Origin of the sequence: Ureibacillus yapensis, assembly GCF_003515775.1 — a bacterium.
Taxonomy (GTDB): domain Bacteria; phylum Bacillota; class Bacilli; order Bacillales_A; family Planococcaceae; genus Ureibacillus; species Ureibacillus yapensis.
Map to the genome: position 1 here is coordinate 58765 of NZ_QWEI01000008.1, position 16448 is coordinate 75212.

Annotated in this window: 14 protein-coding genes; 8 read left to right on the forward strand and 6 right to left on the reverse strand. The window is 40.5% G+C overall.

The features are described from left to right. Positions 1-377: 377 nt before the first annotated feature. The 4 genes from D1B33_RS13700 to D1B33_RS13710 form a co-directional block, all read right to left on the reverse strand. The gene (locus D1B33_RS13700) at positions 378-947 is read right to left on the reverse strand and encodes a manganese catalase family protein (protein WP_118876967.1); all 570 of its coding nucleotides are present in this window, start codon (positions 945-947) and stop codon (positions 378-380) included. A 289-nt stretch (positions 948-1236) separates the two neighbouring features. Next, positions 1237-1440 (reverse strand): hypothetical protein, encoded by a 204-nt coding sequence (locus tag D1B33_RS18350; protein ID WP_147370412.1) that lies wholly within the window; start codon positions 1438-1440, stop codon positions 1237-1239. A gap of 570 nt (positions 1441-2010) precedes the next feature. Then, entirely contained in the window at positions 2011-2274 is a 264-nt protein-coding gene (locus D1B33_RS13705; RefSeq protein ID WP_118876968.1) for a spore coat protein CotJB, read from the reverse strand. Further along, positions 2267-2491, reverse strand: coding sequence for a spore coat associated protein CotJA (locus D1B33_RS13710; protein WP_118876969.1), 225 nt, complete (start codon positions 2489-2491; stop codon positions 2267-2269). The genes D1B33_RS13705 and D1B33_RS13710 overlap by 8 nt, the downstream gene beginning before the upstream one ends. A 150-nt stretch (positions 2492-2641) precedes the next feature. Here D1B33_RS13710 and D1B33_RS13715 point away from each other — a divergent pair, with 150 nt between their 5' ends. From D1B33_RS13715 to D1B33_RS13735, 4 genes are all read left to right on the forward strand, one after another. Beyond that, entirely contained in the window at positions 2642-3481 is an 840-nt protein-coding gene (locus D1B33_RS13715) for a DegV family protein (RefSeq protein ID WP_118876970.1), read from the forward strand. A gap of 144 nt (positions 3482-3625) precedes the next feature. After that, positions 3626-5536: a PrkA family serine protein kinase gene (locus D1B33_RS13720; RefSeq protein WP_407656739.1), complete on the forward strand. Its 1911-nt coding sequence runs from the start codon at positions 3626-3628 to the stop codon at positions 5534-5536. A 320-nt stretch (positions 5537-5856) separates the two neighbouring features. Next, the gene (gene yhbH, locus D1B33_RS13730) at positions 5857-7020 is read left to right on the forward strand and encodes a sporulation protein YhbH (protein ID WP_118876972.1); all 1164 of its coding nucleotides are present in this window, start codon (positions 5857-5859) and stop codon (positions 7018-7020) included. Positions 7021-7096: 76 nt separating this feature from the next. Beyond that, positions 7097-8497 (forward strand): SpoVR family protein, encoded by a 1401-nt coding sequence (locus D1B33_RS13735; RefSeq protein WP_118876973.1) that lies wholly within the window; start codon positions 7097-7099, stop codon positions 8495-8497. A gap of 194 nt (positions 8498-8691) precedes the next feature. Here the strand turns inward: D1B33_RS13735 and D1B33_RS13740 are convergent, their stop codons facing one another. Then, the gene (locus tag D1B33_RS13740; protein ID WP_118876974.1) at positions 8692-10356 is read right to left on the reverse strand and encodes a ribonuclease J; all 1665 of its coding nucleotides are present in this window, start codon (positions 10354-10356) and stop codon (positions 8692-8694) included. A gap of 405 nt (positions 10357-10761) precedes the next feature. On the opposite strand from D1B33_RS13740, the gene D1B33_RS13745 reads away from it, so the two are divergent. The 4 genes from D1B33_RS13745 (at position 10762) to D1B33_RS13760 (ending at position 15862) form a co-directional block, all read left to right on the forward strand. After that, positions 10762-11652: a phosphate/phosphite/phosphonate ABC transporter substrate-binding protein gene (locus D1B33_RS13745; RefSeq protein WP_158582984.1), complete on the forward strand. Its 891-nt coding sequence runs from the start codon at positions 10762-10764 to the stop codon at positions 11650-11652. A 60-nt stretch (positions 11653-11712) separates the two neighbouring features. After that, positions 11713-14112, forward strand: a complete 2400-nt coding sequence (locus tag D1B33_RS13750) for an EAL domain-containing protein (protein WP_118876976.1) — start codon at positions 11713-11715, stop codon at positions 14110-14112. Between the two features lie 199 nt (positions 14113-14311). Beyond that, positions 14312-15001 carry a hypothetical protein gene (locus D1B33_RS13755; protein ID WP_118876977.1) on the forward strand — a complete coding sequence of 230 codons (690 nt, stop codon included), beginning with the start codon at positions 14312-14314 and terminating at the stop codon, positions 14999-15001. Between the two features lie 132 nt (positions 15002-15133). After that, a complete protein-coding gene (locus tag D1B33_RS13760; RefSeq protein WP_118876978.1) occupies positions 15134-15862 on the forward strand; it encodes an MBL fold metallo-hydrolase in 729 nt (242 codons plus the stop codon). Positions 15863-15941: 79 nt separating this feature from the next. Here the strand turns inward: D1B33_RS13760 and D1B33_RS13765 are convergent, their stop codons facing one another. After that, the gene (locus tag D1B33_RS13765; RefSeq protein WP_118877063.1) at positions 15942-16436 is read right to left on the reverse strand and encodes a L,D-transpeptidase family protein; all 495 of its coding nucleotides are present in this window, start codon (positions 16434-16436) and stop codon (positions 15942-15944) included. Positions 16437-16448 lie beyond the last annotated feature (12 nt).

Consider the following 16448-nt stretch of genomic DNA (forward strand, 5'->3'; position numbering starts at 1 on the left):
TAAAATTAAATTGTTTGTTTTTGGTATGAATTCGTGCTTAAGTTTTCTTAATTTTTCTCAACCGGGTACGATTCTTGAAATTGAATTAAAAATAGAATAGAGCCGCCAATCTTATTAATAATGTGGTTTTATTTTAATTCAGCATTAATTTTCTGCAATGAAAACACGAAAAGACGATGCCAAAATAGGTATCGTCTTATATATAAGGTTAATTTTATTTTCTGGAGAAAATCTAAATACATTATATTTTAGTTTTACTATATTTTCGGAAAATCCCCAAACTGCTACAGAGTAAAGCTATATTCACGTGATTATCTCAACCCATTGTGTAAAACTGAAACAACTTTGCTTATCATAATCTTTCATTGGGAGAAATCTTAATAGAACATCTTTTTGCCTTGTTCATCTTTCAATATTTCAACAGCTTCTCTGAAACGTAGAGAATGGATTACTTCACGCTCGCGCAGGAATTTCAGTCCATCATTTAAATCCGGGTCATCCGATAAATCAATGAGCCACTGGTAAGTTGCACGGGCTTTCTCCTCGGCAGCAATGTCCTCATAAAGGTCCGCTATCGGATCGCCTTTTGCCTGAATGTAAGCTGCCGTCCAAGGAACGCCGGAAGCATTATGATAAAACAGTGCGTTATCATGAACGGAATAATGATCGCCAAGACCTGCTGCTTTCATCTGATCTGCACTGGCATCTTTTGTGAGTTTATAAATCATTGTTGCAATCATCTCAAGGTGAGAAAACTCCTCCATTGCGATATCGTTCAATAGACCAATTACCTTATCGGGAATCGAGTAGCGTTGGTTCATATAGCGAAGTGCAGCCGCCAATTCACCATCCGCACCGCCATATTGCTCTATTAGAAATTTCGCAAGCATCGGGTTGCATGTACTTACTCTAACGGGATATTGAAGTTTCTTTTCATAATAAAACATCCCTTTATTTTCTCCCCTCACATTCGTTTGATATAAGGATGAACAGAACCCACTTCTTTTTGATGTCCAGCTTTGAACGCTAGCCCCTCGACAACTTCGGATCCGCCTGGAAGCACAGAGCGTCTTTTTGTCGGTTCCACAAAGCGTTGTTGCCGGCCAACGCTTGAGGCTCACACGATGTGAGTCATGTCGGCGATGCAACACGACGTTGCGTTTTCGCCGACGCGGAGCTAAACGGAAAGTGAAGTCAGCCTAAGAACGACACGTCCTGTGTCAACGGCTGACTGACCTACATTGTGTAGGCCCCCGCTTTTCTATTGTCTAGCTCCGAACGCCAGCTCCTCGATCGTTTCGACTCCTCCCACGAAGGCAAAAAGCGCCTTCTCGTCGGAGCCTCCGCCGCACATGGATGTGCAAGTGCCGACAATGTACCTGTCGCTGCCGCTTTCGGTACAGTTAAAACACGTGCTGCTGTCGCTTCGCTATCGCGCAAAAAACATCTGCCACAGGACGTGGCGTTGTTGTCGGCCAACGCTTGAGGCTCACACGATGTGAGTCATGTCGGCGATGCAACATGACGTTGCGTTTTCGCTGACGCGGAGCTAAACGGAAAGTGAAGTTAGCCTAAGAACGACACGTCCTGTGTCAACGGCTGACTGACCTACATCCTGTAGGCCCCCGCTTTTCTATTGTCTAGCTGCGTGGGCTAGCTCCTCGACAACTTCGGTGCCGCCTGCAAGGGCAAAGAGCGCCCTTTTGTCAGCCCCTCCAGTTGTGGTCGGAGCTAAGCGAGCCCACTCCGCTTTTCAGACTTGCCATGGCCATGGGGAGNTGACGTTGCGTTTTCGCTGACGCGGAGCTAAACGGAAAGTGAAGTTAGCCTAAGAACGACACGTCCTGTGTCAACGGCTGACTGACCTACATCCTGTAGGCCCCCGCTTTTCTATTGTCTAGCTGCGTGGGCTAGCTCCTCGACAACTTCGGTGCCGCCTGCAAGGGCAAAGAGCGCCCTTTTGTCAGCCCCTCCAGTTGTGGTCGGAGCTAAGCGAGCCCACTCCGCTTTTCAGACTTGCCATGGCCATGGGGAGTCGTCGATGTCCCATGGGTAGTTCGAGTAACTTCGTCCAAAATTCATGAGTGGGTGGAATTTCTTTTCAAATTCTACTTTCAGCTGCATGCTTAATTGGGCGGTTTCGTTGAATTGCTTGATTGCTTCAAAATCATCGGGGTGTGTATTTAGATAGAGGTTTAGTTCCACTAATACAAAATCCAGCGCTTGAATTTCTTCGAGACATTGATAATATTCCGGCGGCATTTGTTTAGCCATGTGGATGCCCTCCTTTATGCGGATCTGGGTATGGACTATAAAGTTGCGGCCAAAGCGTCCCGTGCATTAGTGCTTCTGTGGGTGCGAATTGCTGGAGACCTGGTGGTTGGAAAGTCATGTATAGTTGTGGGGGAGTCGAGTAACTTTTTATCCGTATTGGTGGACAGGGATCGAATGGACCGACAAACGGTTTCCAATACTTAAATTGTGTAAACATAAGACCCTCCTTTCATTTTTACAACACCCAATTATATGAGGGGGTAGATAAAAATATGCGGTAAATGGTAAAAAATTGACAACTTTAAAAAGCACAACTTTTATATATGCTATGATTAGGAGAAAAAATGAAGAAAGAAGTGGATAGTAAATGATTAAAATTACCGCGGATAGTACATGCGACCTTCCTCCTGAACTGCTGGAACAGTTGAACATTACACTCATGCCTCTCCATGTTTTAATTGATGATAAAGATTATCGCGATGGTGTTGATATATCGCCAAAAGATATTTTCAGATATGTGGGGGAAGGGAAAACCTGTTCAACAGCGGCAGTAAATACATTTGAATATGAAACATTTTTTGCGGAGCTTTCTCCAAAGTTTGAAGCAATTATACATATTTGTTTAGGTTCCGAATTTTCATCATGCTATCAAAATGCAAAATTGGCCGCTGATAGTTTTGATAACATATTTATCATCAACTCTTCCAATTTATCCACAGGGAGCGGACATATGGTTTACGAGGCGGCATTATTGGCAAAAGAAGGGGTCAAACCTGTTGAAATCTGCAGCCATCTTAATTCAATCATTCCAAAGGTGGACGCGAGTTTTGTCATCGATAAAATGGACTATTTGCGCAAAGGCGGCCGATGTTCCGGTGTGGAGGCGATTGGGGCAACATTACTGAAAATAAAACCTTCTATTGAAGTGATTGAAGGTAAATTGGCAGTCGGAAAAAAATACAGAGGAAATTTTGACCGCTGTTTAACCAACTATGTTAAAGATCGATTGGAAAACAATGATAAGATCGATACAAGACGTCTATTTATAACGCATTCGGATTGCTCCGCTGAAACGGTAGCCACAATAAAGGAAGCTGTCGGTCGATACATTCAATTCGATGAAATAATCGAAACGACCGCCGGATGCACCATCTCCAGCCATTGCGGCCCCAATACTCTGGGCATTTTATACATGAGAAAAAATTAGCATAAAAAGGATTTTCACTAATTCAAAGTTTAGCGAAAGTCCTTTTGTTTTTTTGTCTTTGGCAATAAATTAAAAAATTATCTTAACAATGTTTTCGGCATCATTCGGGGACTCGCTTCATACATTGATAAAAACTCGCCCTGAATGGAGGTAAGTACTATCGATATTTTAAGCAGGGTTAGACGCTTGCGCGAAGAAGAGGATAGCCTAAAGTGGGAAGGTACGTTTGCTGAATATTTGCAGATTATCAAGGAAAGACCGGAAGTGGCTCAAACAGCTCATTCACGCGTCTATAATATGATTAAAAGTTCCGGTGTTGAAGAAAGAGATGGAAAGAAAATGTACCATTTCTTTGGTAAAGAAATATTTGGTCTTGAATCGGCCCTAGAGAGACTTGTGGAAGAATATTTCCATCCGGCAGCAAGGCGATTGGATGTACGCAAAAGAATTCTATTATTAATGGGGCCGGTTAGTGGCGGTAAATCCACGATTGTTACGTTACTTAAAAGAGGGTTGGAGCAATATTCCCGGACGGACGAAGGGGCAGTGTATGCCATCAAAGGATGTCCGATGCATGAAGATCCTCTTCATCTGATTCCACAGCATTTAAGGGAAGACTTCTATAAAGAATTTGGAATTCGCATAGAGGGAAGTTTATCGCCGTTGAATACAATGCGTCTGGAACAAGATTACGGCGGACGTATTGAAGATGTGAAGATTGAGCGGATTTTCTTTTCAGAAGACCGCCGTGTCGGCATCGGGACATTCACCCCTTCCGATCCAAAGTCGCAGGATATTGCCGATTTAACAGGAAGCATCGATTTCTCGACGATTGCCGAGTTTGGGTCGGAATCAGATCCGAGAGCTTATCGTTTTGATGGAGAGCTTAATAAAGCAAACCGGGGAATGATGGAATTCCAGGAAATGTTGAAGCTGGATGAAAAATTCCTGTGGCACCTTCTGTCGCTCACACAAGAAGGGAATTTCAAAGCAGGGCGTTTTGCGCTCATTAGTGCAGACGAGCTCATTGTTGCACATACAAACGAAACAGAATACCGCGCCTTTATTTCCAACAAGAAAAACGAAGCCCTGCATTCACGTATTATTGTCATGCCGATTCCTTATAATTTGAAGGTTAGAGAGGAAGAACGCATTTACGAAAAAATGATCAGGGAAAGTGATATGGCGCATGTTCACATTGCTCCGCATGCCTTAAGGGCAGCCGCCATTTTCTCTGTGTTAACAAGATTGGAGACACCAAAGAAACAAGGCATTGACCTTATTAAGAAAATGAAATTATATGATGGCGAAAATGTCGAGGGTTTTAATTCTGTTGATGTGCAGGACCTGAAAAATGAATACCCAAATGAAGGCATGAACGGGATTGACCCGCGTTACATCATTAACCGCATTTCGTCTGCGATCATTCGCAAGGAAGTGCCTTCCATCAATGCATTGGATGTGCTGCGTTCTTTAAAGGATGGACTGAACCAACATGCATCCATCTCGGATGAAGATCGTGAAAAGTATATGAACTACATTGCCGTGGCACGAAAAGAATATGATGAAATCGCGAAGAATGAAGTCCAAAAAGCATTCGTTTATTCTTATGAGGAATCCGCGAAACATTTAATGAATAATTATCTTGATAATGTGGAAGCGTTCTGCAATAAAAACAAGCTGCGCGACCCAATTACAGGCGAGGAAATGAATCCGGATGAAAAACTGATGCGTTCCATTGAAGAACAAATCGGTGTTTCCGAAAATGCGAAGCGGGCATTCCGCGAAGAAATACTAATCAGGCTGTCTGCATTTGCACGTAAAGGGAAGCGATTTGATTATAATTCGCATGAAAGATTACGGGAAGCAATCCAGAAAAAATTATTCGCTGATTTAAAAGACGTTGTGAAGATTACGACTTCCTCCAAAACGCCGGATGAAGCGCAGCTGAAAAAGATCAATGAAGTGGTAGCGAGATTAATCGATGAACATGGCTATGATTCCAACTCGGCCAACGAACTGTTAAGATACGTAGGAAGTTTATTAAATAGATAGTTAATAGAAGTCATATATCTGCATGAGTGTCCATAAAATTTAGGACACTCCTTTTTTTATCCACTCAAGGTGGAATTAATTTAGGAATGGCATGCAATTTGTCAGAAAATTCTCATATTATAAGAAAAGACAATTTCAAAGTAAGAAAGTTAAATTTTCTGAAGGTGTTCAGCTCCAGCGCCCAGCCCCTCGAGGTCGCTTCAGTCCCTCGGTCGAAAGCTGGAAAGATGCTTTCGATTCGGGCCCTCCAGCGCTTGTCGGGGCTAAGCAGGGCGCTTGCACTTTTCTAAACGAAATTATTGAAGATGGGTGAGGATATAATGAGTGAAAATCAGAATCGAAACTTTGTCGTCTCTCAGGAAAATTGGTCACTCCATCGCAAAGGGTACCAAGATCAACAACGACATATGGATAAAGTGAAAGATGCCATTAAAAACAATTTGCCGGATTTGATTAGTGAAGAAAGCATTATTTTGTCAAATGGGCGGGAAGTTATTAAAATACCCATACGTTCATTGGATGAATATAAAATTCGCTATAATTACGGAAAGTCAAAACATGTTGGTCAGGGACAAGGCGACAGCAAGGTTGGAGACGTTGTGGCCCGTGATGGAAAGCCGGCAAATCAAGGGCCGGGGCAAGGGAAAAAAGCAGGAGACCAGCCTGGCGAGGATTATTATGAAGCGGAAGTCAGTCTGGAAGAAGTGCAAAATCTGCTATTTAAAGAATTGGAGCTTCCCAATTTACAAAAGAAAGAAACCGCAGAAATACTGACGGAAAAAATTGAGTTCAATGATATCCGCAAAAAAGGGCTTATGGGAAATATCGATAAGAAGAGAACCATCTTGACGGCAATTAAGCGGAATGCCATGAAAGGAAAGGCACAGATTGCGCCGATTCACAATGATGATTTGCGATTCAAAACGTGGGATGAAGTAACAAAGCCTGAAACCAAAGCGGTCGTGCTGGCGATGATGGATACGAGCGGATCGATGGGGAATTTTGAGAAATTTTGTGCACGGAGCTTTTTCTTCTGGATGACGCGTTTTTTAAGAACAAAGTATAAGACGGTAGAAATCGAGTTTATCGCTCATCATACAGAAGCAAAAGTCGTGACGGAAGAAGAGTTCTTCACGAAAGGGGAGAGCGGTGGAACGATTTGCTCTTCAGCCTATTCCAAGGCGCTTGAGTTAATTGATCAAAAATATAATCCAACACGATACAATATTTATCCTGTTCATTTTTCGGATGGCGAGAATTTCTCAACTGATAATGAAAAATGCTTCCGCCTAGTCAATGAGCTAATGGACCTTTCAAGCATGTTCGGGTATGGGGAAGTAAACCCGAATAATCGTTATTCTTCGTTGATGTCTACCTTTAAGAAAATCGAAAATCCAAAGTTCCGCCACTATGTGATCAGGCAGAAGAAAGATGTTTACGAAGCGTTGAAAAGCGTTTTCCAAAAACAAGAGACACCCGTTTAAAGCAGCTTATTTTGAGAATGATTCTTATGGAAAAGGAAAGGCAAGTTTATGTGAGCAATAGGGGGATAGATAAAGCATGGAGAAGGAGCTTCATAAGGCAATCGAAGAAATTACAGAGGTGGCAGTAGGATTTGGTTTGGATTTTTTCCCGATGCATTATGAAATTTGCCCGGCTGAAATTATATATACAATTGGCGCATATGGAATGCCTACGCGGTTTTCACATTGGAGCTTTGGGAAGCAATTCAATAAAATGAAGCTCCAATATGATTTGGGGCTTAGCCAAATTTATGAATTAGTCATCAATTCAAACCCTTGCTATGCATTTTTGCTGGATACCAATTCATTAACCCAAAATAAACTAATTATTGCCCACGTGTTGGCACACTGTGACTTTTTCAAAAATAATGTACGATTTTCCAACACTAGACGTGATATGGTGGAAAGCATGACATCTACGGCAGAGCGAATTGCGAGTTACGAAAAGCTTTATGGAAAAGAAGAAGTTGAGCAATTTCTGGATGCCATCCTGGCGATTCAAGAACATATCGATCCTTCCATCGTTCGTCCGAATTTATTGGCCTATGAAGAGGAAATGGAAGAGGATGAAATAATCGTTCCTAAAACACCATACGATGATTTATGGGATATCGACAAAAAAGAAGAAAACAACTCGGCTATTCGTTACAAAAAGAAAAAATTCCCGCCAAAGCCGGAGAAGGATTTGCTTTTATTTATTGAAATGCATAGCCGGGAATTGGAAGAATGGCAACGTGATGTTTTGACGATGATGCGGGAAGAAATGCTGTACTTTTGGCCGCAGCTGGAAACGAAGATCATGAATGAAGGATGGGCTTCCTACTGGCATCAACGAATTATGAGGGAACTGAATTTAACAACGGATGAAACGATCGAGTATGCTAAATTGAACGCAGGCGTTGTTCAGCCTTCCAAGACTTCCATCAATCCGTATTATTTAGGGCTGAAAATCTTTGAAGATATTGAAAAGCGCTATGATGAACCTTCAGAAGAAATGATTCGCATGGGGGTGCAGCCAGGGTCGGGAAGAGAGAAAATTTTTGAGGTTCGCGAAATTGAATCGGATCTTTCCTTTATCCGCAATTATTTGACAAAAGAGCTGGTGGAGCAAGAAGATATGTACCTATTTGAAAAGAAAGGTACGGACTATAAAATCACCGATAAAGATTATCGAAATGTCCGCGACCAGCTTGTTTCCATGCGCGTCAATGGCGGTTTTCCTTATATCGTTGTAGAGAATGGCGATTATTTGCGAAATGGCGAGCTGTATTTAAAACATGGATTTGAGGGAATGGAATTAGATCCGCATTACCTGGAGCACGTTTTGCCATACATCTATCAACTATGGGGCCGGCCAGTCCATATCGAAACGTATGTAGAAAACAAACCGGTCCTTTATACGTATGACGGGAAACGGAATTATCGTAAAGCTTTATAGAAATTGTGGATATTTAAAAAGTTATGGGACAGAACAGGGAACGTTAGGTGAAGAGTTGTCCAATATAAAAGACTTTATCCAATAGAAAGAGAGTGCCCCAACGAACCAAGGAGGCACTCTCTTTCTGTAGTTTAATTATTTTTCAGCTCCAAGTGGATGTGGTTTAATTTACCTTCCAAATCCCCTACGCTCATCTAAATCGCAATAATGATCGGCAATATCATCGGCTTTTTCTTTGTTTTTTCGGATAGGAAAATGCCTACTTCTTTTTTGATGGCACGCTTCATACCCATAACATTTGGATCTTTAAATGGATCTATCGTTCTTTTTACAACTTCAGCAATATCTTTCAGTAATTCCTCGGATTCTTTCGCATAAACAAATCCGCGCGAAATACAGTCCGGGTCTGAGATGCGGTCGCCGTCTTCTTTGCTGATGGTCTGCACAATCACAAGCATTCCTTCTTCGGATAGTTGTTTGCGGTCGCGAAGGACAATTTCAAAAATTTCATCGTCGCCCACATGATCTACGTAAGTATCACCCGCAGATACTTTACGAGTTTGACGCGCTTCGCCATCTCGAATATCCACGACCTCTCCATTGCGGATAATAAACGTGTGGTTTCGTTCAACACCCACTGCTTCTGCAAGCATCCGGTGTATGTGAAGCATTCTGTATTCGCCATGAATCGGAATGAAATATTTTGGTTTCATCAATGTCAGCATCAGTTTTAAATCTTCCTGGTAACCATGGCCGGAAACATGCATGCCTGTAATGCTTGCTGACCCGTAAACGACATTCGCGCCTAATTCAAATAAGCGATCGACAATTTTGGATACATTCGTTTCATTTCCGGGAATTGGCGAAGCGGCAAAAATCACCGTGTCATCCGGCAGAAGTCGCACATCGCGATTGTTGTTCGTTGATATACGGGAAAGCGCGGCTAATGGTTCACCTTGGCTTCCAGTACAAAGAACAACCACTCTTTCCGGCGGATATTGTTTGACATCCCGGGACTCAATCAACAGCCAATCAGGAATGTCCACATAACCACGCTCTCTTGCTATTTTGACCACGTTTACCATACTTCTGCCCAGCAATGCGAGTTTGCGGTTGGATTGGATTGTCGCATGTACAATTTGTTGAACCCGATTGACGTTAGAAGCAAAAGTAGAAATGATGATTTTCCCGGTCGCATGAAGAAAGGCTTCTTCTATACTGGCGCCTACTTTGCTTTCGGAAGGTGTGGAGCCCGGACGTTCGGCATTCGTACTTTCCGATATAAGAGCCAGTACGCCTTCCTCGCCAATCTTCGCCATTTTATGAATATCCGCATATTGCTCGTTAACCGGAGTATAATCGAATTTAAAGTCGCCTGTATGGACCACTTTTCCTTCCGGTGTATGAAATACGATTCCCAGGCAGTCGGGAATGCTATGGCTTGTTTTGAAGAAACTCACTTTAAGTTCCCCGAAGTCCAGTTCGGATTCTGAATGTATTTCAACCAAGGTCGATTCGCGCAGGAGTTTATGTTCTTTTAACTTTAATTCAATCAAGCCAAGCGTAAATCTCGTAGCATAGATGGGGACATTTAACTTTTTTAAAAAATACGGAATTCCGCCAATATGATCTTCATGCCCATGTGTTACGACCAGCGCGCGAATTTTATGATGATTTTCTTGAAGATAAGAAACATCCGGAATAATCAAATCTATGCCCAACAATGATTCATCTGCAAACTTGGCACCGCAATCCACAATCACCAAATCATTGTTATACTCGATCACATACATGTTTTTGCCGATTTCATTAATGCCGCCCAGGGCAAAGATTGATAGTGAATTTTTTGTTTCAGACAAAGTAATCCCTCTTTTCTGCTGCATTTATATCTAAAGTATTGCTATTTGTGATTTGAAGTATACTGACCGTCAACGGATATCTATCCAACTTAAGAACGTGTTTTTTTAAAATAGGCCAATACTTTTGAAGTGAAATTTACATTAGATTTACAATGCTATAGTATGATTATTTTTGGTAATATACTTTTTCGAATGGTTCTACCCCGGCTGAAGAAAATTTAAGCTTCTCGCAAACATGCGCTTTTCTTGAGGGAACGAAAATGAAAATAATCCAAGGACTTTTGCCCCGGTTATGTACTGGCTTCACTGCAGCTCTGAACAAAAATCCCGGTAACGCATGACTAAATTGAGATGAAGCTTTCGAAAGTAAACGATAAAGGGCAATTGAATGAGGTGCTAACATATATGGTTTTCAGGAAATTCATTTTATTAGTATTGCTAGTGGGTGCTTTTTCAATACTATCGGGCTGTAAAGAGGAAGCAGATTCACTAACGATCGGTTTTATTCCCTTAAAAGAGAAGGAAGTTATGTTGGAAGAATATAAACCGATTCAAAATTACCTTGAAGAAAATCTGGATTTTCCTGTAAATATAGAAATAATGGATAATTACGCAAATTTAGTAAAAGGAATGGAAAATGAATCAATCGATATCGGCTATTTTGGGGCTTTTTCATATATTGCAGCGGAAAGCCAAATGCCTTTAACCCCTCTCATTGTGGAGGAGAGAAAAGTTACGGGGATTTATTATCAATCTTTCATTATTTCAAGAAGCGATTCGAATCTAAAAACGATTGATGATTTAAAAGGGAAGAAATTTGCGTTTGTAGATTCGGGTTCTACTTCAGGCTTTGTTCTTCCTTATGCATTATTTAAAAGCAGAAGTATAGAAATGGATAACTACTTCAGTGGTATTCATTATTCCGGTTCCCATGTTGGAGTGCTTGAGGATCTTAAAAATTCAATAGTGGATGCCGGTGCAATCAGCAGCATTCAGTATGAACAATTATTGGAAGATGGAGAAATCAGGGAAGAGGATTACACAATCATATGGGAATCGCCGGAAATCCCGGGGTCGCCTTATGTTGCCAGAAGTGAGTTGGATCAAAAATTACAAGAAAATTTCGTAGAAGCAATGTTAACGATTCATCAAGAAATTCCAGATGAACTATCACAATACGACCGTTCGCTTGAAAAATTCGTGAAGATAGAAAATAAGGATTATAACTCCATTCGAAACATTTCTACCATTTTAGGGAAAGAATATATGGTTAACTATTTTTTGCAAGATAAATGATAACATACATAAAGGTGAGTGAACTCTTTGAGGCAAAGAGGGATTAGATTCTGGGCACTGATGTCCATCATTACAATTTCGTTTATAACAACCGTTCTATTTGTTTTTTTATCGTACACTAGCATTTCCAAGAGTCTCAAGAATCAATATATCCATGAATCCGAGTCTGTCCTGCAGCAGTCAACCAATTATTTTTCTTATCAATTTTTGAATGTGGAAAATATATTGGAAAAACTAAGTGAGGAGTTAACGGTTGAATCTGATAATATTTTTGGCACTTTGCAATTTTATGAGCAGTTAATCCCCTCTTCCAGCACCATCTTTATGGGACTGGAAAACGGGAAATATTATTATAGTTCAAAACAGCTTTATCCCAAGAGTTATAAAGTGGTGGAGCAGGAGTGGTATAAAAATATCAACAAAAGCGAAGGCGTTACATGGACCAAACCTTATATGGATTATTTGACCCCGGAAATTATTATTTCAGCTTCCATGCCGATCACTCATAACGGACTTCATGGAGTTGTTGCCATTCATTTTAAAATAGACAAGATCAGCGAGATGATCAGTGAGTCAAGAATTGGCGAAGATGGACTTGTTATGCTGCTGGATGGCAATGGAACGATTTTGGCAAATAGGGATAATTATTTAATTGGGGAATCCATTATACATCCTCAACAAGAAAAATTACTGGAACAATCATTTGACCAACTTGTTCCATACAGTATCGATAACAAGGAATATTTAATTCAAACAAAGGCAATCAGTCAAAATGGCATGAGCATCCTGACGGCAATTAGTGAAGAAGAGCTTCGGAATGAATTAGTTAAAAGTCTGTTGCCGATTGTTTTAACAGGCATTCTCAGTTTGCTTATATTTGGTACAATGGCTTACGTCGGGCTTTTAAAAGTGATCAAGCCATTAAAAAAATTAATTGACTTGATGTCCTCGGTGGAACTCGGAAATTATAATGTTTATGCAAAAGAAAAAGATTATTTAGAAGTCCATCAGCTAACCAAAGGGTTCAACAGCATGATTCACGGCTTGAAAAAACGAGATCAGGAACTAAACCATACATACAATGAAATCAAGAAAACAGAGAAGCAATTGCGAGTCAAATATGAGGAACTAAAGGAAAGTGAAGAAAAAATCCAGCATTTGGCCGCATACGATTCTTTAACCGGATTATTGAACCGACGAAGCATTATGCAACTGTTGAATCAAACAATCGAAAATAATAATGGTGAGTTATATAAAGCAATTATCTTCCTGGATTTAGATAATTTTAAAACAGTCAATGATTCATTGGGCCATTCTACAGGTGATCACCTCATTGTAGAAGTGGCACAAAGATTAAATAATCTCACGGCAAAAAGAAAAGATGTTGCGAGGATCAGTGGGGATGAGTTTATTCTCATTTGCCATGATTTGCATTCTGAATCGGAAAGCGAACAAATTGCACAAGAAATTACTGCACTATTTGAAGAACCAATCATCATTGATTCCAAGCAATTGAATGTAACGGCCAGTGTGGGGGTAGCCATATACCCGTCCCATGCCACAACTACAGAGGAATTGCTGAAGATTGCCGATATGGCCATGTACCAAGCAAAACACTTTGGGAAAAATTGCTATAAAGTCTTTGATGAAACCGTTAAAAGAGAAGTCGACGAAAAAGTGGAAATTGAACTTGGCATAGGCGAGTGTTTAAGAAACAACAAGTTTGAACTCTTTTTCCAGCCGCTTTTTAATGTTCAACAAGGCAGAGTGACAAACGTGGAGGCATTGTTAAGAACAAAATCTTCGGCTTTATCGAAGTTCAATATTTTTCAAATTATCCAAACAGCCGAAATCACAGGTCAAATCCTTGAAATTGATCAATGGGTAATTCGAGAGGCGTGCCGTTCAATTCAGAGAATAAATGAACACATGGAAGATCCATTGCATATTTCGGTAAACATTTCTGCCTTGCATATTATGCAGCAAGATTTTGTGAAAAATATCAAAACCATTTTGGAAGAAACCGGTGTAGAGCCGGGATGGATTGACTTGGAAATTACCGAAACGTCGTTAATGGAAAGTTTCGATTTAAATATTGCCAAACTGTTTGAATTAAAAGAGCTGGGCATTTCCCTTCACCTTGATGATTTCGGGACAGGCTATTCCTCTCTTAATTATTTAAACAGGCTGCCAATCGACCATGTAAAAATCGATAAAAGTTTTGTCGATAAAATGCTTCAATCTGAAAAAGATAGCAAGATGGTTGAAACCATTATCGCCCTTTCCCATAACATTGGATTGCAAGTGGTTGCTGAAGGTGTGGAGCATGAAGACCAATTTGAGTTATTAGCATCATACCAGTGCGAGTTAATTCAAGGATATTATATTAGCAAGCCGGTAAATTACGAAACAATCATACGGTTTATACAAAACCAAAACATAAATCACATGTCTATTTAAGAACAATAAGAGAAAGGTTAATTCGGGATATGCCGGGTTAGCCTTTTTTTTGTATTAACAAGCTAATTTACGGAAAGCAGCAACCGCCGAAACGGAAAATTTTATCCTATAAAATCTACCAAAAGTGAATGAAAAGAGATTTTCATGAATACTATTTTATATCTGATAGAATGACTGATGAAAAAAGGAGGGGAAATCATTGTTCCAATTATTTTTATTATTATTAGAAGTTATTTATCTCTTTTTGGCTTTTAAAACAGGAAATACTCTTTTTATGGTCATTGCGGTCGGTGTAGGTGCTTGGTGGCTTTATGAATTAAACAAAGATGCGAAAGAACGAAGTGAAGCATTGTTGACTGACACGATTCAAAAAGTTGAACAACATCCCCATACTCGTTACATTATCTCTCCTGACTATTTGCGGGCATTGATGCTTGATGAAAGGTCCGGTATGCTGAGAATTTTGGAAAGAGAAGATGTGCCGGATGATTTTGAGATAAAAGAAATCGATTTTGAGGATATATATGAGATTGCAATTTTGGAAGATGGGCAACAAGTCGCCCTTACAGCAAAAGGCGGCGTTCATGGTTTGTCTTTAATAAAGGGCGGAGCAAAAATGAATATCCAGGTAGACGAATTGCAAGAAGAAGAGGAGGAAGAGGAAGAAGATGAAGTGCAAAAACTGGCACTTCAACTTCTAGTGGACGATCTTTATGAACCTTTAATAGAATATATCTTTTTGGATAATGAGCAAGCCATTCCAAAAGAATTGGATGAATATAAGGATATTTTTAAAGAATGCCATAATTGGTACCAGAAAATCAGTGTCATCATTAAACGCCATGAACGCAAAAAAGCCCAAGATATCTCGATAAAAGGCTGGACATAAAAATAAAGAAGCAAGGAAATAGAATTACAAATAATTTACAATTATTTGTAATTTTTTATTGTAGACTAGTAGGGAAACGGCTTCTAAACGAGAGCCGCATTTTGATTTATAAATGAAAAGGGGACCAACAGGTTGAAAATTAATAAATTCAATAATCTTTATCAATTAATACTTTGGCCGAATCTTTTTCCAGTAAACTGTTATATCTTTGAAGAACTACATGAATTGACACTAATAGATACAGGGATGCCAGCAAGCTTTATAGGGATTGCAAAAACAATTGAAGAACTAAATAAACCGCTTACGAATATTGTTTTAACGCACGCGCATGGCGATCATGTCGGGTCGATAATGAAATGTAAAGAGGAATTTCCGGATGCATGTGTATCGATCTCTCTTCGTGATCATCGATTATTAAAAGGGGACACATCTCTTGACGAAAATGAGCCGCAAACACCAATCAAGGGTGGTGTGCCAAAAAACTTGAATGTCGTTGCTGATCGGCTGCTCAAAGAAGGAGACAAAATTGGCTCGCTGGAAGCAGTGGAAACGCCCGGTCATACACCGGGCTCTATTTCTCTTCTTGATCGAAATACAGGTGCCTTGATTGTTGGGGATGCATTTCAAACACAAGGCAAAGTTGCCGTATGCGGACAATTGGTAATATCGTTCCCTTTTCCGGCATTCGGGACATGGAATAAGGAACTCTCGCTTGAAAGCGCAAAAAAGATTCACCAGTTATCTCCTTCATTGCTGGCTGCAGGCCATGGAAAAGTATTGACGAGTCCGGAAGAAAGCATTAAAAGGGGCATTATTGAAGCGGAAAGGAAGCTTTCGGCACAGATGACAAAGGAAGCATAGAAAATCATTCTGCTATGTATAAGACAATTCGCTAAATGTCGAATTGTCTTCTTTATATCTAGGGAACACGTAACAAATATTAATGGTGGATATTCACACCGGTACCGATTGGAATGGTTCCGGCCAATTCCTCCACGTCCTGGTTATACATGCGTATGCATCCGTGTGAAACAGCCTTGCCAATGGAACTGGGATCATTGGTTCCATGAATCCCATAGCTTTGCTTCGACAGACTCATCCACATCGTTCCGAAAGGGCCGCCCGGGTTGGGAGCTTTATTGACGATAATATAATTTCCAGTCGGGGTGTTGGTTAGCATTTTGCCTACTGCAATGGGGTATTGTTTTTCAAGGGTGTCATTGTGAAACAGCTTTAACCAGCGCCCGTTTATTGAAACTTCAATTCGATAGGGAAGCGTATTTGGGTCGGGAAACCCGGGAATTTCGATTAATTGTCCAACATGAATGGCGTTGGGGTTAATTCCGGGATTCGCTCGAATAATCCGGGCAAGCGATGTCCGGTAGTCAAGGGAAATTTGGAAGAGGGTTTCCCCTGGTTTTACGGTATGAAACAGTAAAATCAGCTC

Excerpts from the sequence above, each read along its gene's own strand:
- D1B33_RS13700 (WP_118876967.1), bottom strand. The coding sequence starts at position 947 with ATGTTTTATTATGAAAAGAAACTTCAATATCCCGTTAGAGTAAGTACA.
- D1B33_RS13705 (WP_118876968.1), bottom strand. The coding sequence starts at position 2,274 with ATGGCTAAACAAATGCCGCCGGAATATTATCAATGTCTCGAAGAAATT.
- D1B33_RS13710 (WP_118876969.1), bottom strand. The coding sequence starts at position 2,491 with ATGTTTACACAATTTAAGTATTGGAAACCGTTTGTCGGTCCATTCGAT.
- D1B33_RS13715 (WP_118876970.1), top strand. The coding sequence starts at position 2,642 with ATGATTAAAATTACCGCGGATAGTACATGCGACCTTCCTCCTGAACTG.
- D1B33_RS13720 (WP_407656739.1), top strand. The coding sequence starts at position 3,626 with ATGGAGGTAAGTACTATCGATATTTTAAGCAGGGTTAGACGCTTGCGC.
- yhbH (WP_118876972.1), top strand. The coding sequence starts at position 5,857 with ATGAGTGAAAATCAGAATCGAAACTTTGTCGTCTCTCAGGAAAATTGG.
- D1B33_RS13735 (WP_118876973.1), top strand. The coding sequence starts at position 7,097 with ATGGAGAAGGAGCTTCATAAGGCAATCGAAGAAATTACAGAGGTGGCA.
- D1B33_RS13745 (WP_158582984.1), top strand. The coding sequence starts at position 10,762 with ATGGTTTTCAGGAAATTCATTTTATTAGTATTGCTAGTGGGTGCTTTT.
- D1B33_RS13750 (WP_118876976.1), top strand. The coding sequence starts at position 11,713 with ATGTCCATCATTACAATTTCGTTTATAACAACCGTTCTATTTGTTTTT.